This window comes from Pisciglobus halotolerans (assembly GCF_900113675.1).
Classification (GTDB): domain Bacteria; phylum Bacillota; class Bacilli; order Lactobacillales; family Carnobacteriaceae; genus Pisciglobus; species Pisciglobus halotolerans.
The window spans coordinates 1-22,133 of the sequence record NZ_FOQE01000015.1; the positions used below are offsets into that span (position 1 = coordinate 1).

Annotated in this window: 19 protein-coding genes; 3 read left to right on the forward strand and 16 right to left on the reverse strand. The window is 36.8% G+C overall.

Annotated features, from left to right (window positions below):
* Positions 1–343 precede the first annotated feature (343 nt).
* From BM057_RS06350 to BM057_RS06360, 3 genes are all read right to left on the reverse strand, one after another.
* Positions 344–1,717, reverse strand: a complete 1,374-nt coding sequence (locus BM057_RS06350) for an FAD-dependent oxidoreductase (protein WP_047390044.1) — start codon at positions 1,715–1,717, stop codon at positions 344–346.
* Between the two features lie 313 nt (positions 1,718–2,030).
* Entirely contained in the window at positions 2,031–3,134 is a 1,104-nt protein-coding gene (locus BM057_RS06355) for an AI-2E family transporter (RefSeq protein WP_245741854.1), read from the reverse strand.
* 50 nt (positions 3,135–3,184) lie between these two features.
* The gene (locus tag BM057_RS06360) at positions 3,185–4,231 is read right to left on the reverse strand and encodes a M42 family metallopeptidase (protein WP_092092336.1); all 1,047 of its coding nucleotides are present in this window, start codon (positions 4,229–4,231) and stop codon (positions 3,185–3,187) included.
* A gap of 177 nt (positions 4,232–4,408) precedes the next feature.
* Here BM057_RS06360 and BM057_RS06365 point away from each other — a divergent pair, with 177 nt between their 5' ends.
* Entirely contained in the window at positions 4,409–4,840 is a 432-nt protein-coding gene (locus BM057_RS06365) for a GNAT family N-acetyltransferase (RefSeq protein ID WP_092092283.1), read from the forward strand.
* Positions 4,841–4,925: 85 nt separating this feature from the next.
* Here BM057_RS06365 and mgtE read toward each other — a convergent pair whose 3' ends face one another.
* The 4 genes from mgtE to yjbM are packed head-to-tail and all read right to left on the reverse strand — an operon-like array spanning position 4,926 to position 8,693.
* Positions 4,926–6,287, reverse strand: a complete 1,362-nt coding sequence (gene mgtE, locus BM057_RS06370) for a magnesium transporter (protein WP_281246064.1) — start codon at positions 6,285–6,287, stop codon at positions 4,926–4,928.
* Positions 6,284–7,207, reverse strand: a complete 924-nt coding sequence (locus BM057_RS06375) for an RluA family pseudouridine synthase (RefSeq protein ID WP_092092287.1) — start codon at positions 7,205–7,207, stop codon at positions 6,284–6,286. The genes mgtE and BM057_RS06375 overlap by 4 nt, the downstream gene beginning before the upstream one ends.
* Complete coding sequence (locus BM057_RS06380) at positions 7,197–8,009, reverse strand: NAD kinase (protein ID WP_092092289.1); 813 nt, start codon at positions 8,007–8,009, stop codon at positions 7,197–7,199. The genes BM057_RS06375 and BM057_RS06380 overlap by 11 nt, the downstream gene beginning before the upstream one ends.
* Positions 8,010–8,036: 27 nt before the next feature.
* On the reverse strand, positions 8,037–8,693 hold the full coding sequence (gene yjbM / locus BM057_RS06385) for a GTP diphosphokinase (RefSeq protein WP_092092291.1): 657 nt from the start codon (positions 8,691–8,693) through the stop codon (positions 8,037–8,039).
* Between the two features lie 174 nt (positions 8,694–8,867).
* Here yjbM and BM057_RS06390 point away from each other — a divergent pair, with 174 nt between their 5' ends.
* Positions 8,868–9,449 carry a CYTH domain-containing protein gene (locus BM057_RS06390; protein ID WP_092092293.1) on the forward strand — a complete coding sequence of 194 codons (582 nt, stop codon included), beginning with the start codon at positions 8,868–8,870 and terminating at the stop codon, positions 9,447–9,449.
* A gap of 172 nt (positions 9,450–9,621) precedes the next feature.
* A complete protein-coding gene (locus BM057_RS06395) occupies positions 9,622–10,257 on the forward strand; it encodes a DsbA family protein (protein WP_092092295.1) in 636 nt (211 codons plus the stop codon).
* Positions 10,258–10,421: 164 nt separating this feature from the next.
* On the opposite strand, the gene pepF is transcribed toward BM057_RS06395, so the two are convergent.
* The 9 genes from pepF to BM057_RS06440 all read right to left on the reverse strand — a co-directional run bounded on the left by pepF (position 10,422) and on the right by BM057_RS06440 (position 22,131).
* Positions 10,422–12,239, reverse strand: coding sequence for an oligoendopeptidase F (pepF, locus tag BM057_RS06400; protein ID WP_092092297.1), 1,818 nt, complete (start codon positions 12,237–12,239; stop codon positions 10,422–10,424).
* Between the two features lie 89 nt (positions 12,240–12,328).
* Positions 12,329–13,507 (reverse strand): competence protein CoiA, encoded by a 1,179-nt coding sequence (locus BM057_RS06405; protein ID WP_177186185.1) that lies wholly within the window; start codon positions 13,505–13,507, stop codon positions 12,329–12,331.
* Between the two features lie 318 nt (positions 13,508–13,825).
* Positions 13,826–14,491, reverse strand: coding sequence for an adaptor protein MecA (locus BM057_RS06410; RefSeq protein ID WP_047392576.1), 666 nt, complete (start codon positions 14,489–14,491; stop codon positions 13,826–13,828).
* A gap of 332 nt (positions 14,492–14,823) precedes the next feature.
* Positions 14,824–15,222 (reverse strand): transcriptional regulator SpxA, encoded by a 399-nt coding sequence (gene spxA, locus BM057_RS06415; protein ID WP_047392579.1) that lies wholly within the window; start codon positions 15,220–15,222, stop codon positions 14,824–14,826.
* Between the two features lie 555 nt (positions 15,223–15,777).
* Entirely contained in the window at positions 15,778–16,797 is a 1,020-nt protein-coding gene (lplA, locus tag BM057_RS06420) for a lipoate--protein ligase (RefSeq protein ID WP_092092301.1), read from the reverse strand.
* A gap of 61 nt (positions 16,798–16,858) precedes the next feature.
* Positions 16,859–17,599, reverse strand: coding sequence for an MBL fold metallo-hydrolase (locus tag BM057_RS06425; RefSeq protein WP_092092303.1), 741 nt, complete (start codon positions 17,597–17,599; stop codon positions 16,859–16,861).
* Positions 17,600–17,705: 106 nt separating this feature from the next.
* Entirely contained in the window at positions 17,706–19,142 is a 1,437-nt protein-coding gene (gene hemG / locus BM057_RS06430; RefSeq protein WP_245741856.1) for a protoporphyrinogen oxidase, read from the reverse strand.
* Positions 19,143–19,229: 87 nt separating this feature from the next.
* The gene (locus BM057_RS06435) at positions 19,230–20,312 is read right to left on the reverse strand and encodes a M42 family metallopeptidase (RefSeq protein ID WP_092092307.1); all 1,083 of its coding nucleotides are present in this window, start codon (positions 20,310–20,312) and stop codon (positions 19,230–19,232) included.
* A gap of 148 nt (positions 20,313–20,460) precedes the next feature.
* Entirely contained in the window at positions 20,461–22,131 is a 1,671-nt protein-coding gene (locus BM057_RS06440) for a peptide ABC transporter substrate-binding protein (RefSeq protein WP_092092309.1), read from the reverse strand.
* Between the last annotated feature and the right edge of the window lie 2 nt (positions 22,132–22,133).

The window sequence follows — 22,133 nt, forward strand, 5'->3', positions numbered from 1 at the left end:
CGCCGCAAAGTTTACAGCAGGAAGGTCGATAGGTCAATTTTCCGTGTACTACCAGATATTCTTGATCCTTTTTCTTTTCCTTTGTAACGGGAACTTCAGCTAATTGAACATTTGGGTCTTTAATATTGAGCAATTTTTTTATAGAATGAGTGTAGGCCATGTGAATTCTCCTATTCTTTTGTGTGGTAACTTAATTATAGGAGTTCACTGGTCTTTTTTCATTTAAAAACAAAAAATAGTGCCAGTGAACCGATTGGTCCACCAACACTATATATTATAGAGCCCACAAATCAAAGAGGTCTGCCATTCTTTAACGGCAGACCTCTTTGATCAGATAAACTGTTTATACTGTTGCTTTTTCTCCTGCAGCCAACTTTCTTTCTTGTTCCACAGCTGCTTGTGCTAGAATATTCAAGTAGTTCCATGGACGGTCAAAATGTGGTTGGAAGAAGAAATCAACATAAGCCAAATCTTCAATCGTCATTTTGTTTTGGATCGCTAATGATAAAGTGTTTGCTGATTGAGTGACATCGTATTTAGACATCAATTGTCCGCCGACAATACGTTTTGTCCCAACTTCATAAACGAGTTTCATCATTACTTTTTCATTGGTTGGCATAAATTCTGGGCGGTAGTTGTCTTCTACCATCACAGAACGTGTTTCAAGACCAAAAACAGATGAACTATTGTCTGTCACACCAGTCGAACCAATGTTAAAACCAAATAGATGTAATCCTGAAGTAGATTGAGTTCCTCTGTATCTAACTGCAGGTTCCATAATGTTTTTACCTACTAATGTTCCCATACGAACAGCGTTTGTAGCCAATGGAATGTAAGCTGAACCACCATTTGGATTGTAGTGAACTGCACAGCTATCTCCAGCTGCATAAATGTCAGGATTGCTGGTTCTCATATATTCATCTACAAGAATCGCACCATTTGGCATCATGTCTACTTTGTCTTTCAGCAGTTCATTGTTTGGACGGAAGCCCACACACATGATGACCATATCAACATCAAAAGAATTTTCAGAAGTGGTTACTTTTACAACTTCGCCAGCTTCATTTGCTTCAAAGCCATTAACTGTTTGATTTAATGCAAGTGTGATGCCGCGTTTTTGCAAGTCGCTTTCTAAAACGTCTGTGAATTCTTTGTCTAAATATTTATTTAAAATGCGGTCTAAACCGTCAATCAACGTCACATTCTTACCAGATTCAGCAAAGGCTTCTACTAATTCGATTCCAATATAGCCTCCACCAACGATCGTGATGTTTTGTTTGTCTTTTGCTTGTGCAATGATTTCATTTGCTTGGTTGTAATTTTTACACAACAAAATGTTTTTATAGTCGATCCCTTTGATAGGTGGAACAATTGGCCAAGAACCTGTAGTGTTCACTAATTTGTCGTAACTTTCTTCAAAAGTTTCGCCTGTTTTCAAGTTTTCTACTGTTACTTTTTTAGCTTCTGTATCAATCTCTGTTACATTGTGTTCCATATGAACGCTTGCTCCCATTTGAGCTAACTCGTCAGGATTTGAATAAAATAGACCTGCTGGATCTTTCACAACGCCGCCTACATAAAGCGCAATACCGCAAGACAGAAATGAAATATTGTCATTTCGCTCGTAAACAGAAACTTCAACTTCTGGATTATCATTTAAGATTGTTTTTACTGCTGAAGTACCTGCATGTGTACAGCCGATTACTACTACTTTCAAAATAATTCCTCCTAAAGATCAACGATATTGATCTAAAAATTAAGGCATATGGAACATTTAACTATTCCTTTCTGCTACATTTAACAATATAACATACTTCACAAACTTTTTAAAACAATTTAATCAACTTTTTTATTAAAATGTGCATTTTTTTACAAAAAACATAAAAAAATTGTTTAAACGCATAAAATCCTATAAAGAAACTCACTTTTCATGAGATGTCTTTACAGGATCCTCTTGTTCTTATTTTATATTGTATTCAGGCTAAAATGGCATTCTTATTCTGAATAGACACCATCAGATGATCACCCATTCAACTCATTTTATACATGCGATATTTGTTTCTTAGCGTCCACATATCATGAAGATAGATCACGATTGTCTTGACAACAGCATAAGAAGGTACACCTAAAATCAGCCCTAGCATCCCGGCTATGTTGCCTGCTACAAGCAATATAACAATGATGGTCAATGGATGAATCGATAATGTTTTCCCAATGATATTTGGCGAAAGAAAATTACCATCTATCTGCTGAACAGTAAGCACGACAAGCGTTGTCAGAATAGCCTGCCCCGGTGAAACCGTCAAAGCCACGATGACAGCAGGCGCTGCACCAATAAACGGGCCGATATAAGGAATGATATTCGTTACACCCGCGATCAGGCCAAATAACATCGCATAATCTTGCCCTACGAGAAGATAGCCCAAATAAGTGAATGTACCGACAAACAAGCAAACTAAACCTTGTCCACTAATATAGGATGAAATAGTTTTATTCATCTCCCCTAATAAGCCAATCATCTCTGTGCGGTAATCCTTTGGAATAAAACGTGCAATCGCACGTGGCAATTTTTCTCCATCAAGCAGCATGTAAAAAAGCATGATCGGTACAGTCACGACAAAAATAGCTGTATTCGTTATAATCCCTATCAAGGAAGATAAACTAGAAGAAACAGAAGTCAACACGATATTTGACATTCTTTCAAAAGTCAAACCAACATTATCTAAAATGCTTTCTACCTTTAACCCTTGCATCCAGGACTGATCATTTAAACTAGTAAAAAATGTTTCTAGCTCTGAAGCGAACACTGGAACATTACGGATCAACTGAGCAATCTGGTCAACAATTTTGGGTAAAAAGCTGATGAGGGTAACGATCACTAAACTAATAAATAATATCATGACTAAAGCAATACCATAAGTACGTTTTACTTTCACTTTTCCCAATACATTGACTAAAGGATTCAACAGGTAGTACAAAAAACCTGCTGTTAATATTGGTGTGAACAAGGTCGCTATAAAAGTGGTCACTGGATAAAAAACAAAATTAATCTTCGTTAAAACGAAGATCAAACAAGCCATCACTAGTAACCACACTGACCAATACATCAGTTTTGATTCATTCAACTGTTTCACTCATCATTTCTCCTTCATGATAAGATTTTTTAAGCATGATTTCCGTCTTTTTAATGCATTGCTGACATCAAGTAAGCTTGTACAAGTTCTTCAGTTGCTTTGATTGATTCCTCATGTGTTCGCTCATAAGCATGGCTTGCATCAATACCAGCTCCAACTAAGGCGTGTCTAACATCGGCACCGGCCTTCATTGCTGCCGAAGCATCACTGCCATAATAAGGATAGATGTCAAGCTGATAGGGGATATGATTTTTCTGGCATAATTCAGTCAGTCGTTGACGGAATAAGTAATGATACGGACCACTAGCATCTTTCACACATATAGACACAGAGTATTCATCTGTTTGTTGGTCGTCTCCCATTGCGCCCATATCTACGGCTAGATATTCCTCCACTTTTTCAGATATATTGGAATTTCCACCATAGCCGATTTCTTCATTGTTGGAAATAAAGAAATGAGTCGTATAAGGCAATTCCCAACCTTCCTCTGAATACTTTTCTAGAAAAGATAATAAAATAGCTACGCTGACTTTATCATCCAAATGACGGCTCTTAATAAAGCCATTATCCATAATCTCCGTTCTTGGATCGAAACTGATAAAGTCTCCTACTGCGATACCCAGTGAACTTGTTTCATCTGCAGAAGAAACTTTTTCATCAATTTTGACTTCCATATTTTCTTGGTTTCTTTCAGCCGTTCCAGCGTCTTTATAGACATGAACACTGGTTTGATGCATGAGGATCGTTCCGCTAAACGTTTTGCCTCCTGCTGTATGAATAGTGCAATATTCTCCTTCCACTGCATTGAAACGAAAACCGCCAATCAAATCGATTTTCAGTCGTCCATCTGGTTTAATTGCGCGTACCATTGCCCCCAATGTATCAACATGAGCAGTGATAAATCGCTGTCTTTCCTCGTCTTTGCCTTTTACTGTCAGCATCAAGCTGCCTTTACGATTCAAAACAGGTTGGTAGCCATAGCTTTCTAACTGTTCTTTGATCTTCTTGATGATCATAAAAGTATTTCCTGTTGGAGATGGGATCATGGTTAACTCCCCAACTTTTTCAATTGTTTTTTCTTTCAATACTTCCACCATTCTTTCTTTATTGATACCTTCAGTATAATCGAAACATTTCGACAAAGAAACCCTTCCAACAGAACTGACTTGATTCATAGAACTTTTTTTGATCAAAAACAGCAATTTATTTTAGTAGGCTTTTCACTTTTCTTGTGCTAACCTTACCTTATCTCTTAACGAAGTGAGGAATAAAAGATGAACTATCATTGGACAGAAGACTTGCAATCAAAAACATATCAGGATTCCTTAAAAATCAGAAAAATAGTTTTCATGGAAGAACAACATGTGCCACTTGAGCTAGAGATAGATGAATTAGAAGATCAAACGATCCATGTGGTCGGTTACTTGAAAGACGAACCCGTAACAACTGCCCGCATTTATGAAACCTCTTCTGACATTTACAAAGTACAGCGCGTTGCTGTGCTAAAAGAACAGCGCGGTAAACAATATGGAGCCGACTTAATGAAAGAGATCAAACGGTTTGTTCTAGAGCGACATGGAAAATCTTTAGTTTTAGATGCACAAGATCATGCACTTCATTTCTATGAAAAATTAGGCTATACTATCACAAGCGAAGGCTTTATGGATGCAGGCATTCCTCATCACACAATGACACTTGAACTCTAAAAAAAAGCTTCTCTTTAAGCTGAAACGCTTTAAAGGGATGCTTTTTTGACAAGTTCTGTCTATTTTTTGCTCATTCTTCAATTGCTCAAAAGAACGACAAAAAGTATGAAGCAATCGTAAAATAGATAAAGACGCTGGTCAAATCACTGAGCGTTGTAATAAAAGGTCCACTTGCGACTGCAGGATCAAAGCCTAGTCTATCCATTAGCAATGGTATAAAACTTCCAGCAAGACTGGCTACTGTTATGGCACAAAGCATAGCCATTCCAATCACAAATCCTAAGATAAAATTGTGCTGCCAAATTCCGACTACGAGAAAAATCACTAACCCTGTAACCAGTCCACTGACCAAACCAGTTGCTAACTCTTTAAAGATCAGTTTCAGGTTATTCTTCTTTTCATTATCTTTATCTGCTAATTTTCGGACGGCTACGGCTAATGATTGAGTTCCCGCATTTCCGGCCGTACCAGTGATCAAAGAAATAAAAACAGCTAAGATGCTTGCCGTGCTGACCATGCTTTCATAGCGGCTGATCAGCGTTGAAGTACCCATCCCTAAAAAGAGTAGAGTAATCAACCAAGGAAGACGCTTTGATGCGGCAACAAAAGGATTTTCCGTTCTTTCTTCTACGTCAACGGCAGCCAATCCAGAATAGTCGCTTGCTGCTTCTTCATCAATAACATCAATAATATCATCAACCGTGATAATCCCGACAAGCCTGTTTTCCTCATCGATGACTGGAACGGCTAGTAAATCATAGTCTCGAATGGTATGAGCGACATCTTCCTGATCTTCGTTGATATGGACAGAAATCACGCGTTCCCCCATGATATCCCGAATCAATTCATCATCGCTGCGCAAAATCAAGTCTCTTAATGAAAGAACGCCCACTAATTTCCTTTCCGCATCCACTACATAAATGTAATAGATCGTTTCAGCTTCTTGTGCTTGTCTCTTGATATCCGCCATGGCTTCTTTGATCGTCTGACCAGCAAATATAAAAGCAAATTCTGTTGTCATGATCGAACCAGCTGTACTTTGCTTGTAATCCAGCAAGTCGATCAATTCGCCCGCCTCTTCTTTAGGCATCAAAGCTAAATATTTTTGCTGATCAGCGACTTCTAATTGTTTCAAAATATCGACTGCATTATCTGTATACATTTTGCTCAACATATCCGCAGCATATTGTTTGTTCATTTCTTTTAGATATTGTTCAGTTTCCTCATTTTCTTCTTCGATTTCTTCGAATAAATCCGCCATCTCTGCAGGAGAGAGAAAATGATATAGTTTTTTCCTTTCTTCTTCTGATAAAGACAAGTAAAATTGCGCTTGATCATAATTGTGAAGAGAAAGAAATTCTTTTCGAAAAGGTTTAATTTTCCCTTTATTTAAAAAATATTGTAAATAATCCGCTTTTGCTTCTGGATATGAAGATACGTTTCTCACATTAACCTTCCTTTCTGCGTATATGAAACTATTTTCTGATGGCGCAGCCATTCTCTTAAATCGCTTGGAACATCTGTTTTAAAGTTCACCGGCTGTTTGGTTAAAGGATGAGTAAAAGTCAATTCACGACAATGCAGCGCCTGCCTGGAGATCCACTGATCTTCAGGTGCTCCATACAGCGTATCACTAATCAATGGATGGCCAATATAGCTAAAGTGAACCCGAATTTGATGCGTTCTTCCTGTATGCAACTGAATTTCCGCTAAGGTTCCTTTTTCAAACGTTTCTCGTACCCAGTACTCTGTCAATGCTGGTTTCCCGCTGTCATGAACTCTTCGCGTTACAATGGAATGATCCGTTCTTGCAATAGGTGCGTTGATCATACCGTGATTTTGCTGTAAATGTCCATTAATGGCTGCTACATACTTCTTTTGGATCTGTTTTAAACGCAGTTGTTGATCCATTAAAGCATGCGCATACCGATGTTTAGCAAAGATCATCAACCCTGATGTATCTTTATCTAAACGTGTGACGATATGAATCACAGTACTCGCATACTTTTGTCTGATAAAGTAACCTTTTACTCGATTAGCCATCGTATCCTTCACATAAATATTAGAAGGCAGAGAAGCTACGCCGGCAGGTTTGTCAATAATCAGAATATGTTCGTCTTCAAATACGATCGAAATAGGCTCATGCGAAACCGAAATGGCCTCTGTTCCTTGTTCATCAGGGATCGTTAAAGCTAACGTCTCCCCTTTGTGTAGATAGTACAAGACATTCTTTTCTTCCTGATTGACTTCAATTTTGCCTCCATGAAACTTAACCCTAGCAAGAAGACCTTTCGACACGCCTTGCTGTTTTAAAAATGTTTTGATTTGAAGTGATTCATTTTTTTCGTATATCCAATTAAACCTCATACTTCTGTTGTGCTCCTATAAATCCTGCTTCGACACGGTTCCAAAAATGGGTATGTCGGTATTTAGCAAAGTGTATTCTTTCATTTGCTACGCGGTACTTTAATTCTGTAACATTCTTTTCCGATGAGGTGAGATGATCGATCGTTAAAATAAATCCTTCTGTTGTTAGTGGTTTTAAAACGATCCATTCATCTGTGGGGATGATCATAGGAGAACTCAATGTTCGAAAAACACGATTATTGATGGAAGCGATCTCCGCCAACTGTATGGCATCTAAACGAGGATGAATAACAGCTCCTCCAACAGACTTATTATAACCGGTCGATCCAGTAGGTGTAGAAACACACATTCCATCTCCTCGAAACCGCTCAAACAATTCTTCTTTAACATAAACGTCACAGACCATTGTGCCGTTCACGCGCTTGATAGTAGACTCATTCAAGGCCAAAAAATGAGCTGCCTCTTTCTTTCCTTGATAACGAGCAATGACATCAAGCAAAGGATAACTCACACTTTCTCCTTCATCTTTGACTAAACTTTCTACAAGTGCTTCGATTTCGTAATCACGCCAGTCAGTATAAAAACCTAAATGTCCTGTATGCACCCCAACAAAACGTACTTTGTCCAACATATGAGCGTAACGATGGAATGCAGATAAGAGCGTCCCATCTCCGCCAATCGTCACCACGATCTCTGGATTTTTTGTATCAATGGTCAGTTGGTGATGTGACAATAGGGCTTGCAGCTTTTTTACTACAGGCAATGTTTTTTCACTATTATTGTGTACGATCCCAATTTTCACGGTTTGCCTCCTTCTGTTTTTTTATTCCTATGAAAGTCGATCTTGGCCGCTTTCTTTCTTTTTCCTGCCCTTACTATAAGAAAACAAGTGCTGTGCCTCTTGAATTTCTTCTCTGATTTGAGACATCTCTTCATCCAATTGGAAAGCAGCTTCTGCAGCTCTTTCTAACCGTTCACTGATTTCTTGCGGCAGTTCATCTTGGTATTTGTAATTTAAAGAATGTTCTATCGTGGCCCAAAAATTCATCGCCAGTGTGCGGATTTGAATTTCTGCTAAAATCTTTTTTTCTCCATTGATCAATTGCACAGGATATTCGATCACCACATGGTAAGAACGATAACCACTTTCTTTTTTGTGCATCACATAATCTTTTTCATCAATAATTGTAAAATCTTTTCTTTTTTTCAGCATTTTTACAACATCTTGGATATCTTCTACAAATTGACACATAATTCGCAAACCGGCGATATCTTGCATTTCTGATTCTAAGTTTTCCAATGCGATATGTCGCAAATCAGCCTTTGCTAAAATACTGTCGGCTGGTTTAACACGTCCTGTCACAAATTCAATGGGAACGTGAGTATTGCCTTGCCGGTATTGTTTTCTGATCCCTCTCAGCTTGACTTTTAATTCCTCAACGGCTTGCGCATAAGGGGCTAGAAATGCATCCCAATTTATTTCCATCGTTTCTAACCTTCTTTTCTGTTAAATGTATTCAATACTTTTATTTTAACATAGTTTGCATTAAAGAAGAATTACACTGGTCTCAAAATATGGTAGGATGAAAATAAACTCAGCAACTTTTAAACATTTATCTAAAAAGAAGTGTATCATTAAATGTGATAAGGAGAGAAGAAAATGAGCAAAACGCCAGAGATCGAATTTAAAAACCTATTAACTGAAAAGGAATATCAAACCCTATTAAACCTGTACCAAGTAAAAGAAAGTGATTTTTTTGTACAAGAAAATATTTACTTTGATACTGTTGATAAAACATTAGAGAACAGCCATGCCGCTCTTCGTATTCGCTTATTTGCTGATAAAGCTGAACAAACATTAAAGACACCTTTTAAAACCTATTTGATGGAAACAACGGATGCGCTGCAGTTAGAAGAAGCCCGGCAACTGATAAAAAAAGAACAGATCAAAAAAGAAGGCGCTGTTAATGAAACTTTATCAAAGATGGCCATTTCCCTTTCTGATCTAAGAATAATCGGTTCGTTAAAAACAACACGGTTTGAAAAAGAACTATCCCATGGATTGCTCGTATTAGATAAAAGCGAGTATTTTGGAACAGTTGATTACGAATTAGAATATGAAGCTCAAGAAGAATTAGCAGGTAGTCATTTCTTTGCTCACTTTTTGAATCAGCATCATATTCCGAGACGTGAAACCAAAAATAAGATCCTTCGCATGAAAGAAGCTCACCTAAATGAATAGCCTTTTTGCAGAGTTGTTCATAATTGTGGCAACATTGTTACAACAGGACAAACTTTTTTTAAAAATCAGGTATTCAAGTTACAAAAAATAATTTATTTTTGATAAAGTATATTTACTGCAAGGGACAAACTCCTGTAGACAGTAAATATACGATAATAAGGTGAAGATAAAAATGCAATCTAAAAACCAAGTGCTTGAGGTTTATTTGTTTATTAACCCTTTTGAACAAGCATCTTATCAAGACGAAAAAAACGTATTAGCTTTTGCTGAAAATCAAACAAAAAAAAATAAAATCCATTTTATGCCTTTCCTTAACTTTAATACCTTGTCTCAATATATGTCAGCTCATCACATTCCTGAAAAAGACTTAGACAAAAGAAACGCACTTTATTCACAAATGTATGACGCTTGTTTAGCCTATGCAGCTGCAACAATGCAAGGTAAAAAGAAAGCACGGAATTTTCTTTTAGCCTTGCAAAAAGGATTATTTGAAGAACAAAAAATCTATTCACAAGACTTAGTCGTTGAGAAAGCACGTGAAGCAAAATTAGACGTTCCGATGTTTTTAGAAGACAAAGCATCTGATTATGCTAGAACTGTTTTTCTAGCTGATCAAAAAGTAGCAACTGAAATGCACATCTCTTCTACAACGTCATGTGTGATTTATAATGAGGCACTGTTTGATTTTGGTGTCCTGATTGAAGAAAGCGTAACTGCTGAATTGTTGACTCGTTTATGTGCTGATAAAGCCATGATTACAGAACATCTTGCTTCAAAAGAAAAACCAGCTTTAAGAGTTTTGAATTAATGATTTGTTTCATTCGGTTTTGCTCTTATTCTTCAAATAAAACATGTTTTATTTGAAACAAAAAAAGGCCTGTTCAAGGTCTTTTTATTTTGTACGCCTCTAAATCCAAAAAACAAGAGGAGCTGAGGATAAAAGACCTCAACTTCTCTTGTTTTTGCTCTCTTTTATTTCTTTAGTTCTTGTACAAGTTTTTCCAGTTCATTCAAGCGCATTTCAAAGACACGCATCGCTTGTTCAATATAACCTTTCTGCGTCATATCCACGCCTGCTTTTTTCATCACTTCGATTGGATAATCGCTGCTTCCAGCTTTCAAATACGCTAAGTAATGATCTAAAGCTCCTTCTTCTCCTTTAGTAATCTTATCTGCTAAAGCAGTAGCTGCTGAAAAACCAGTAGCATATTGATAAACATAATAGTTATAGTAAAAATGAGGTATTCGTGACCATTCTAAAGCAATCTCTGGGTCCTTTTCTACAGAAGGTCCATAATAACGAGCATTCAATTCACCGTAGTATGTTGTAAGGTAATCGCTCGTTAACGGCGTCCCTTTTGCCGCCTCTTCATGGATCGTATGTTCAAACTCAGCAAATTGAGTTTGACGGAAAATCGTTCCTTTAAATCCATCTAAATAGTGGTTTAAAACATAAGCCCGTATATGCGGATCTTTTTGTGTATGCAGTAAATAATCTGTTAAGATGTTTTCGTTCGTAGTCGAAGCGATCTCTGCAAGGAAAATAGAATAATCTCCATACACATATGGCTGGTTACTTCTAGTAAAGTAACTGTGAACACTATGCCCCAATTCATGTACGAGCGTATATAGATGATTCAAAGAATCATGCCAATTCAATAAGATGTAAGGATTGGTTTCATAAGCACCTGAAGAATAAGCACCGCTTCTCTTACCTTTATTTTCAACAACATCGATCCAGCGATCATGGAAAGCTGTTTCGAGTACTTTTCGATACTCTTCCCCAAGAGGCTGCAAAGCTTTTAATGTTGCTTCTTTTGCTTCTTCGTAAGCATACTTGATTCCTGCTTCGCCTGTTAAAGGTGTATACATATCATACATGTGCAATTCTTCTACATTTAATAACTCTTTTCTTAAGGCTACATAACGATGCAGCAAAGGCAAATGGTCACTGACGACTTCCAACAAGTTTTCATGAACGGATTCAGGGATATGATTTGCAGATAACGCTTTTTCTCGAGCAGAATGATAGTGATGTACTTTTGCATCATAGTTATGGTACTTCACATTAGATGAAAGCGTGCTTGCGAAAGTGTTGATCAATCCTTCGTAAACTTTATATAAGTTTTTAAAAGCTGCTTCTCTTACAGAACGATCTGTGCTTTCCATCAATTGACCGTATACACCATGAGACAATTGAATATCATTCCCATCCTCGTCTTTGATAACTGGAAATTGCAAATCTGCATTGTTCAGTACATTGAACGTTTTACTAGAAGCAGAGAATAACTCGCTGGCTCCTGCCAACAAGGCTTCTTCATTTGCTGACAAAGTATGTGCTCGGTTTTCTGTCATTTGTTCGATAAAGTGTCGATAAATAGTCAAATTGCTATTTTCTTCAAAGTAGCTATTAAGTTGTGCTTCTGGGATTTTTAAAACTTCTGGTTCAAACCAAGACATCGCTTCACCTGTTTTAGCCGCCAAAGCTGAAACACGTTCGTACATTCCTTGATAAGTTGCATTCGCAGTATCTTGATCATTTTTCATATGGGCGTATACATACACTGTTTCCAATTGGTTCGATACGGTCAACAACTTTTCAATCGCTTGTTGAAACACCTCTGCTCCTTCATTTAGTCTTCCTTTAAAGCTTGTCATGTCACTCAATTGATTATCCACTGCTTGGTAAGCTGCTTCAAAATCTTGATCCGTTTTAAAAATGACACTTAAATCCCATGTCAGTTTTTCTGGAACTTCTTTTCTATTTGGTAAACCTTTAGATTCGTTCATCTTTTAGCCTCCTCTTTTCATCATCACTTTTTAATCTTAACATAACTCAGCATCATGAGGGGTCTAAAATACCTTTTTTAGCTTATTTTTTATTTCAAATTCAATGAATGCTGTTTCGTCATAGTCCGTTCATCTTGTTTCTTAAAAATAGCTAATTTCTCTGACTCTGATTGAAAAAGATATGGTTTCTTCCTAATCAACCAAGCATCAGAAGAAACTGGCAACAAGATTTGTTGCGCAATCAAAACTGAAACAAACTGCTTCCACGTTTGGTGTGTAATGTCTTTTGATAAACACGGCAATGTATAAAAAGCTATTTTCTTTTCTATGATCATTTGTTTGATTTTTTGTTCGAATTGAAAACGATCGATCACTTGACCGATGCCTTGACTAATGACCCAGTCCAACAAAATAAATTTCCAATAATGCGAAATAGATTGAATATAGATATCATTTTTTATCGGTATATAAACTTCTAACGGCAAAGAAATGAGTGAATAGCCTTTGCAATAGATATATTTTTGGAATTGAACCATTTTAGCATCTTGAAATAACCGGCCTTTGTTTAAATAGTCATGACTTTTCAGCAATGAAAAATGTTCTTTATTTTTTGCCTTTCCATGTTGTACGATCCACTTTAATTCATCGAGTGTAATCGGTTTATCATGGAGACAAAATGTAAAGGTATCATAGAAAATAGACGTTGAAGATGGATAGACTCCTAAGTTAGTCAGTATTTTCAATTCAGTCGTCTCGCTGTTAAATTGCAGATAGACATTACGAGCAACTTCTCCATTCTTTAAAAACAGCCGTTGAAACGAAGAAATTTTATGGTGTAAATGAAACTTCTTTCCCATGATCCAGAAAACCTCATAGCCATTCATTTGATATCCTTTTGTTCTTTCGATCATTCGCTTGGTTGACAAAGAACTGCATTGGAATTCAATTGCTGTAGGTTTCCCTCCAGGAGGCCAAATCAATAAATCAGGACGCTGACTCAACTCTGGCAAATACGCCTCCATCTGGCAAGGAATGTGTTGTTTCTCAAACCATTCATATAAACATTTTTTTCCTAATAAGTGTTCTTCTGATTCACCTTCTGAAAAAGCTTGGCATTCACTATGTTGATAATGAGCAAAATGAGGTTGTTTAAATGTACCTTTTTTTAAAAACACTGTTTCATGACAACTTGGACAATAAAAATGTTCTTTTTCTTTAGCAATTTCTGCGTTGATCAATCTATGTTGAGTATCTAAAGCTTTTAACATGTGCATTCCTCCTCTTTTCTAATAATGTACGAAGAATATGCTTTGTTCCATTTTTTTGGACAAAAAGTTTCTTCATCTTCTAACATTGCTAAAAAAGTGGGATACTAACCGGTTTAACATGAATTAAAAAATGTTTTTTTATTGATCAACGTTAAATATGTAGGACCGACAAAAAAAGATTGAAGCAGAACAGTTTCCTGTCTACTTCAATCCTTTTCTCTTCTATACTCAAACTTTTTTGAACAAATCATCAAACTCATGAGCTAACACTGATGACTTCTTTTTCTCATGTCAACACTTCTGCTGAAAATGCGCCACTTATGATTTGAAATAGTATCTTGTCAACTCCAATGCACTCTTTTCCATTAATTGTTTCCCATGTTCTTCTAAAACAGAACCTGTTACAGTCGTATGGTGGGCAAATTCCAGTGCAATAGCTTCTTCTTTTTCTGTGTTTCCTTCAATCATTTCGTCCATAAAGAAAACCAGTTGAATATAATAATGGTCTCGGTAATAGTATAAATTAGAGATCGCATTTTCTAAATGTAATCTCTTAGAGAGACCGATCATGTCTTCAAATTGTGCTAGTTCATATACTTTTTCTTTCACTTCTTTTTGTGGATCATTTAAATAAGAGTCAATTTCATCATCCTGATTTTCAGTGAGTTGTTTGCGGATGTATTGCGAAAGATGTTCTGAGTCAAAGTCCTCAGACGTAGAAGAAAAGTCTAACTGTTCGTTGAGTGGACCATCCTTGCTGATAAACAATTCCAGACCATTTCCTTTAGGTAATACTTGGAAAGTAATTGCATCAGATTCATGGAAGTTATCATCAACGTCTACTTCTTCTAAGATACTATAGAAAAAATTTTCAATTTGGTTACGGTTCCCTAAAAGGTCTAGAAAAGTGATTCCTCTTTCTTCTAAATCTTCATTATCGATCACTACACGAATAGTATCTTCATTGATACGTTCCATCTCCATAGTCCAACACCTCTTTTCATCATCTAATTAGCACGCTGGAGAATAGGCGTTATTATATTTCTCTATCTAAATCCATTGTAAAGGAAATCTATCAAATGTAAAGCTAAAAATACCCGGAAACCTTGAAATCACTAGGAAAAGACCCTTAAGAAAAAGTAAAGTCAAAGATCTTTTTTGCCTCTATTCTCTTTTATGACTCACAAATCGAACTCAGCTATCCTATAGACGTCCTGCTTCTCAAAAAATAAGCATGATTGAATTGGATAAGAGTTTCAAATGAGAAGCAAAGAGCTGGAACAATTGTTGTCCCAGCTCTCATTTTTTCTTTGATTTTAAATACCTGCAATCAATTGTGCTCTTTGTAGCTCGATGGCTCTGACTTCTCTTGGAAGGAAACGACGTATTTCATCTTCGTTGTAGCCAACTTGCAATCTTTTTTCATCTAACATGATTGGTCTGCGTAGCAATCCAGGATTTTCTTGAATGAGATCAAATAATTCATTTAATCCTAAATCGTCTAAATCAACATTCAGTTCCTGAAAAGCTTTTGAACGCGTAGAGATCACTTCTTCCGTGCCGTCTTCTGTCATTCTTAAAATCGATTTGATTTCAGTGATCGATAAAGGTTCTGAAAAAACATTTCTTTCTTGGTAAGGAATGTGATTTTCTTCGAGCCATGCTCTTGCTTTCCGACATGAAGTGCAGCTAGGTGATGTAAATAAAGTTACCATATGTATCTCTCCTTTTGTGTTTGGAACGTGTCTATTTCATTAGACCAGTCAGTTAACTTACTAGCTCATGTTCATTATTATAGCGTATACAATATTTTAAGTCTACCCCTTTTTGACATTTTTTGTACAAATTTCGTCATTTTTTTGTTTATTTTTCGTAGAGGTAATACAAAAAAATGTGTAATATTGCTAAACATTGCATTTATACAGGCTTTTTTAACGCTTTTTGTATAATTATAATTATTACAAATAAACAATAATTTTAAACGTACGAATGCTGTTAAAATTTAATCTTCCTTCCAATTCACAAGGATTTCTTTCCTAGACCACCTTTTTTTATAGTCGTTATTTTATAATGGAAAAGCTAAAGCATCTACTCCTCTTCTTCAAGCTTTCAGTTTGTCTGCAGGGTTTTCATATTCTATGATTCTGTCTTACCATAAATGTATTTTTTAAAAAGAAGAGCTGAATCCATTTTCAGCTCTTCTTTCAGTTTCTGCAACCCCGGTCTCCTTTTGTGCCTATCTCACAAGAAATAGAAGCACATACCGTTCATTAATAAATCAATTTGACTAGATCATCAACAGAAATGTCACCAAAGTATTTCTTTATATCGATTTGGCTCATCACGTCTTTAATCGCTGCAGCTTCATATTTAGTTCCTTTTAATCGTGCTTCAACATCAGCGATTTCTCCCATACCAAAGAAATCTCCATAAATACGGATGTCTTGTATCACACCATTATTGACATCCATTTTTACATCGATCGTACCAATTGGAAAACGTTGTCCACGTTCAACATCAAATTTCGGTGATTTTCCATAGTTCCATTCCCAATTTCCGAAATAATTCTGCGTGTATTCATCGATTTTTTTCCAGTCTTCATCTGTCAATACATATTGCTTAGCTTCTTCCGCTATATCAACATCAAAAATACTGAGCAGTAGACGCTCACGGAATTGTTTTGTGTTCATATTTTGATATTCATCTGACATATACGGTTTAATATTGGTTACACGACTTCTGATCGACTTGATGCCTTTTGATTCTAATTTCTCTTTTTTAGGTTTCAGTGCCTTTACAACTTCATTGATTTCACTATCGAACATAATGGTTCCATGAGCAGTCATACGTCCATTTTTAGCATACATCGCATTACCGGAAAACTTTTGGCCGTTGATCAATAAGTCATTTCTGCCTTTCAATTCTGCCCCTTCAACACCGATTTTATGCAGTGCTTGGATAACCGGTTCTGTAAATTTACTGAAATTTCGGAAAGAGTTGCCATCGTCTTTTGTAATAAAACAAAAGGATAGGTTGCCATAATCATGATAAACAGCTCCTCCACCTGAAAAACGACGTACAACATAGATACCATTTTCTTCTACATAATCACGATTGATTTCTTCATAAGCATTTTGGTTTCGACCAATAATGATTGAAGGTTGATTGATATAAAATAAAAGAATCGATTCATCTAGTTGAACTTCATTTAATAAATAATATTCGATCGCTAAGTTTACTCGTGGATCAAAAATTTCTTTTCCATTGCGTTCATTTTTTACATAATACATACTATTTTCTCCTTTATCCGTCTACATCGTTAAATAGATCCTATAATATTTTTTGTCCTTTTTAAATATCAACGATCAGATGTTTTTTAGCAATAAGAATTTCGCCGTCTTTATAAAGCGCTGCTGCTTGGTGTTTTAATTCTTCCACGTTTCCTTCTTGCGGCAAGTGAGTCAAAATGAGCTTTTTCACTTTTGCTTCTGCAGCAATTTTTCCTACTTCGTCTGCAGACATATGCACTTGACGATTACCTGTTCCTTCATAGAAATTCGTATCCGCTAAAAGTACATCTGCATCTTCAGCAAATGGAATAAAACCTTCCAGGTAACCTGAGTCCGCAGTGAACACCAGTATTTTTCCCGTTTTCTTTTCTTTTATACGAAAAGCGAAACAAGGAACAGGGTGCAGCGTTCTCATGAAGGTTACTTCAAATGGACCAATTTCCAAATGGTCTTCTTCGTGGTAAGCCTTGCCTAAAGAAACATTTTCCATTGTTAAACGCGCAAAATTTTCCTGGTCTTCTTGATGTCCATAAATGGACAGCAGTGAAGAGCGTTGTTTTTCGCTTTTCTTTAACTGATGGGTAAATTGCAGTACACCTAAATCAGCAATATGATCATAGTGATAGTGAGAAATTAAGACAGCATCTAAATCTAAAGGATCTAATACTTCTTCTAACGAAATCAAAGAAGCACTGCCGGCATCGATCAAAAGGTGATCATCTTCTGATTCTAACAAATAGGAACTTGTGCCACCATTTCGGGTCGGATAACCTCCCCAAAAACCTAAAACTGTTAAGCGCATCTCTCTTCTCCTCTCTCATTGGTCTCTTTTACTACTTTACAGCACAAAACCCCAAATGAAAATAAAAAAAGCCATTCTTCTATCAGAAGAACAAGCTTTTTTTAATTCAATCCGTCTTTCTTTCATTATTGATACAATTTTGTTTTTTAATGTACGATACCATTTCTTCTCCAACTCGATTTCCTTGTCGGATGCATTGACTGATACCAAAACCTTCTAAGCCCGTTCCAGCGATATAAACACCTTGGTAGTATTGATGGAGTTTCTCAGTGATTTTTTTCATTTCTTCTTCCTGTTTTACCGTATATTGCGGGATAGCATTTAGCCAACGCTTGATAACACAATATTTTGGCGGACGAGTGATCCCAAGAATCGTTTCTAAATCTTTTAGAATCGATTCTTCTATTTCTCGATTGCTTAAAGACACCAGCATATCTTCGCCTTTGCGACCAAAGCTGACGTTGATCAATAGATCATCTGAAGATTGCATAGACGGCCATTTTTTATTTAAGAAAACAATGGAAGTAACAAATGAGTCATTTCTTCTCGGCGTAACCACTCCAAAGCCTTTTGGCTCTATTGGCACATCATCTTTAGAAAAGCTGAACAAAACGGAACCTATCGAAGAAGTGTGGATCTGACTGAATAATGGGTTCAATTCATCCTCTTCTGTCAATAGATTTTGATACTCAGTTGGAGGAACAGCCACACACAATGCTCCTACACGAACTTCTTCCTTGTTATTGATACTAAGGATATAAGTGTTTTGAGTACCTTTACGGATTTCCATTACTTTTTTCCCGTATTGAATATGCGGTTCCAAAATACTAGCCAATGTCTCCGTTAGTTTAGAGAGCCCTTGTTTAAAGGTCACATAATTTCCTGACTGATCCATCAATTCAGGGTGATGCGCCAGCCCTTTAGAAATGCTGCCGTATTCCTGCTCCAAAAAATAAATGATTTCACGAGAAGCTTTTATTCCCATATCATCTAAATCACTAGCATAAACTTTCGAAAAGAAAGGCTCTACAATATGTTCTACCATTTCTTCTCCGAGTCTTCTTTTTAAAAACTGACTCATTTCAAGATCTTCTTCAATTTGTTCTGCAGGTAAAATACTGTCTTTAAAACTTGATAACTTCCCATTGAAAGTCAATAACTTGTTTTTCCAAATATCACTTTTGTTAACTGGAATTCCTTTATATGTAGGATAAGGCAGTTGATGGAGCTGATTATAAAAGAAGATATCTTGCTTGTCTCCTTCACTGTATATCAAGTCATTTTCTAATCCTAGTTCCTTGACCAAGGCTAATCCTTCTGGGTATCTCGTATCGATCGATTCGGCCCCAAGATCAACAAATTGTCCTTCAATGTTAGCTGTATAAATTTTTCCGCCAGCTCTTAATCCCGCCTCTAAAATCATGAGTTCGAAAGGTAAATTTTCTGCTTCGATTTTTTTCTTTATGCGATAGGCTGTCGTTAACCCCGTGATTCCTGCCCCAATGACAGCAATCCTTTTCTTCGAACGTTTCAATTCCTTCACCTGCCTGCTCATCAGAAGTTTAAAAATGCAATGACTGACAAATCACTTTAAAATAGGTAGTCATTTGCCAGTCATTTTGTTTCTTGCTTACTGAAGGATAATCTTTTTAGCTGTCTCGGAGTCAAGACGTTTAACGACTTCTGTCATCAGTTTTACCGTATTCAAATAATCATCTTCATGGATGATCGAAGTATGTGAATGTAAATAACGGGTAGCTACTGTAACAGCTAAAGCAGGTAAGCCATTTCTTGTTACATGTTGGCTTCCAGCATCAGTTCCGCCGCCAGGGATAACAGTCAGTTGATAAGGAATATTCATTTCTTCCGCTACTTGGATGACAAAATCACGCAATCCTTTATGTGCAACCATTGAAGCATCATAAATAATGATTTGTGGACCTTTGCCAAGTTTTGAATCTGCCTCTTTCTCTGTCATTCCTGGTGTATCACCAGCCGTTCCAGTATCTAATGCAAATGCAATATCAGGATCCGCTAGATGAGTCGCTGTTTTTGCTCCTCTTAGTCCAACTTCTTCCTGAACATTTCCAACTGCAAAAATTTTATTTGGATGTCCTTCGTTGACCAACTGTTCTAATACTTTTAATGTTACAGCTGTACCAATACGGTTATCCCATGCTTTAGCCAGTAGGAACTTTGAACCGTTTAGACGTCTGAATTCCGTATAAGGTGTTACCATATCTCCTGGTTTCACGCCCCAAGAACTTGCTTCTTCTTTGCTTGATGCTCCGATATCAATGAACATCTCTTGAATATCATAAGCCTTTTCTCGCACTTCTTTTGTCAATACATGCGGTGGCTTGCAGCCGATCACACCGTGTATGATAGTATTGTCAGCAGTTGTGATTTCGACCTGTTGTGCCAGCATAACATTTGCCCACCAGCCGCCAAGCGGTGTAAATTTAAGAAAGCCTTCTTCTGAAATTTTCGTAACCATGAAGCCAACTTCATCTAAGTGACTTGCAAAGAGTACTTTAGGACCTTCCTGAGCGCCTACATGTTTTGCGATCACACTTCCAAGTCCATCATATGAAATGTTTTCTGTTGATTGACGGGCATACTTTTCAAAGACGTTTCTCACTTGCCCTTCGTTTCCGGGCACGCCTTTTGCATCTGTCAATTCTTTTAAAAAGTTCAATTCTTTTTCATCCATCAGATTGCCTCCCATTTCGTTTCCTTGCTATTATATCATGATTTTCCTTTATATGACTATCGAAACTTTTTTCAGCTGCTTGCTGATAGCGAGGATAGAAAAGAGGAAGCCGTTTACCTCATACTGCACAAAAACGCCTTCCTCTTTCTTATTTTTTGATTGTTGTCCATTTATACGTGTATTCAGGACCTACTGTAGACGTAATAACATCTTGAACATAATCTTTCTTTAATATTGCTTTATATTGTTGATAAACAGGTGCAATAGCTGCCTCTTCCATTAACCTCTTTTCCGCTTCTAGAAGGGTTTGCCAGCGTTTATTCAAATCAAGCGTAGACGTTTCTGCTTCAGCGATCAAATGATCATAAACATTGTCTGAAAAACTTGTATGGTTATTGCCGTTGTCTGTTGTAAACAACTCTAGAAAGTTAAGTGGATCAGCGTAATCAGCAGACCAACCCGCTAATTGAATGTCATAGTCTTGATTCTCGTCAGTCGATAAGCGTGTATAAAAAGGAACATTTGTGATTGTAATGTCTAAACCCTTTAGATTTTCTGTTAGTTGTTTTTGTAAGTATTCTAAAGATTCTCGTGCAATTGCGGTATCATCCGCGATAATTTCAAGTTGAAGAGACGTTTTTCCTATTTCTTTCAATCCTTTAGCAAAATATTGCTGAGCTTTTAGTTTTTGATAAGACAACAGCGAGCCATTTTGATTTCTAAAGTCTTCTCCTGTTTCTGGATCATAAGCAAACTTTTGAGGAACGAGAGCATCAGTAGGAATCGAACCATTTTGTAAAACAGTAGAAACAAAACCTTTTTTGTCGAATGCCATGGCTATCCCTTTACGAATATGCTGATTAGCTAGAGGCGTCGGTTTTCCGTCTCGTTCTTGGTTAAATTTTAAATAATAAACAGAAGAGGTAGGAATAAAGGTTAATTCTTTTTTATCTTGTAAAGAAGCAACTGCTTCTCCTGAGAGCGTGATTTGATCGACCATGTCATCATAATACAAGTTTAATCCAGTATAATTTTCTTTGACCACATCAACATTGATCTCATCTAAGTTGACGTTTTTTGCATCCCAATAGGTGTCATTTTTTTTATATACCCAACTTAATCCAACGCCATCCCATTCTGATAACACAAAGGGACCATTATAGACCAAGTCATCGCTAGACGTGCCATAAGTTTCTCCTTTTTCTTCAAAAAATGCTTCATTTTGAGGATAAAATGCCGGCAACGTCAGTAAACTTTTGAAATAAGGCAAGGCATGAGTCAATTGAGCTTCCAAGTGTTTAGCATCTATAGCTTTAACACCTAATGTTTTCGGATCCTCTTCTCCTGCTAAAATGTTATCTGCGTTTTTGATCAAGTCTTCTATTAAGTAGCTATAAGCAGCTTCTGTGTCAGGATCTGCTAACCTGCGCCAAGCGAAAACAAAATCTTCTGCTGTTACGGGTGATCCATCCGACCAGAAAGCATCGTCGCGTATCGTAAAGACATAGGTCATTCCATCCTCGCTTACTTCAGGTTCATCTTCTGCCATTCCTGGAACAATTTCCCCTTCTTCCCCTTGTCGATAGAGCCCTTCAAAAACATTATTCATTACATTTCCGCTGACACTATCTCTCTGGAGTACGCTATCCATAGTTGGGATTTCAGAAGTTTCAGTCAGGTTCAGGACCTTTTCTTCTTCCTGTTGAGAGGCTGATGTTTGACTGACTGCAGGATTCTCCTTTTCTGATTGACACGAAGCCATTAAGGGCAAGAATAAAAGAGAAATGCTAAACCATTTTTTAAAATTCTTTTTCTTCATCT

Excerpts from the sequence above, each read along its gene's own strand:
- pepF (WP_092092297.1), bottom strand. The coding sequence starts at position 12,239 with ATGAACGAATCTAAAGGTTTACCAAATAGAAAAGAAGTTCCAGAAAAA.
- BM057_RS06375 (WP_092092287.1), bottom strand. The coding sequence starts at position 7,207 with ATGAGGTTTAATTGGATATACGAAAAAAATGAATCACTTCAAATCAAA.
- BM057_RS06360 (WP_092092336.1), bottom strand. The coding sequence starts at position 4,231 with ATGGTGGAAGTATTGAAAGAAAAAACAATTGAAAAAGTTGGGGAGTTA.
- BM057_RS06395 (WP_092092295.1), top strand. The coding sequence starts at position 9,622 with ATGCAATCTAAAAACCAAGTGCTTGAGGTTTATTTGTTTATTAACCCT.
- BM057_RS06365 (WP_092092283.1), top strand. The coding sequence starts at position 4,409 with ATGAACTATCATTGGACAGAAGACTTGCAATCAAAAACATATCAGGAT.
- lplA (WP_092092301.1), bottom strand. The coding sequence starts at position 16,797 with ATGTATTATGTAAAAAATGAACGCAATGGAAAAGAAATTTTTGATCCA.
- BM057_RS06435 (WP_092092307.1), bottom strand. The coding sequence starts at position 20,312 with ATGGATGAAAAAGAATTGAACTTTTTAAAAGAATTGACAGATGCAAAA.
- BM057_RS06405 (WP_177186185.1), bottom strand. The coding sequence starts at position 13,507 with ATGTTAAAAGCTTTAGATACTCAACATAGATTGATCAACGCAGAAATT.
- yjbM (WP_092092291.1), bottom strand. The coding sequence starts at position 8,693 with ATGGAAATAAATTGGGATGCATTTCTAGCCCCTTATGCGCAAGCCGTT.
- BM057_RS06390 (WP_092092293.1), top strand. The coding sequence starts at position 8,868 with ATGAGCAAAACGCCAGAGATCGAATTTAAAAACCTATTAACTGAAAAG.
- BM057_RS06410 (WP_047392576.1), bottom strand. The coding sequence starts at position 14,491 with ATGGAGATGGAACGTATCAATGAAGATACTATTCGTGTAGTGATCGAT.
- spxA (WP_047392579.1), bottom strand. The coding sequence starts at position 15,222 with ATGGTAACTTTATTTACATCACCTAGCTGCACTTCATGTCGGAAAGCA.
- BM057_RS06425 (WP_092092303.1), bottom strand. The coding sequence starts at position 17,599 with ATGCGCTTAACAGTTTTAGGTTTTTGGGGAGGTTATCCGACCCGAAAT.
- BM057_RS06440 (WP_092092309.1), bottom strand. The coding sequence starts at position 22,131 with ATGAAGAAAAAGAATTTTAAAAAATGGTTTAGCATTTCTCTTTTATTC.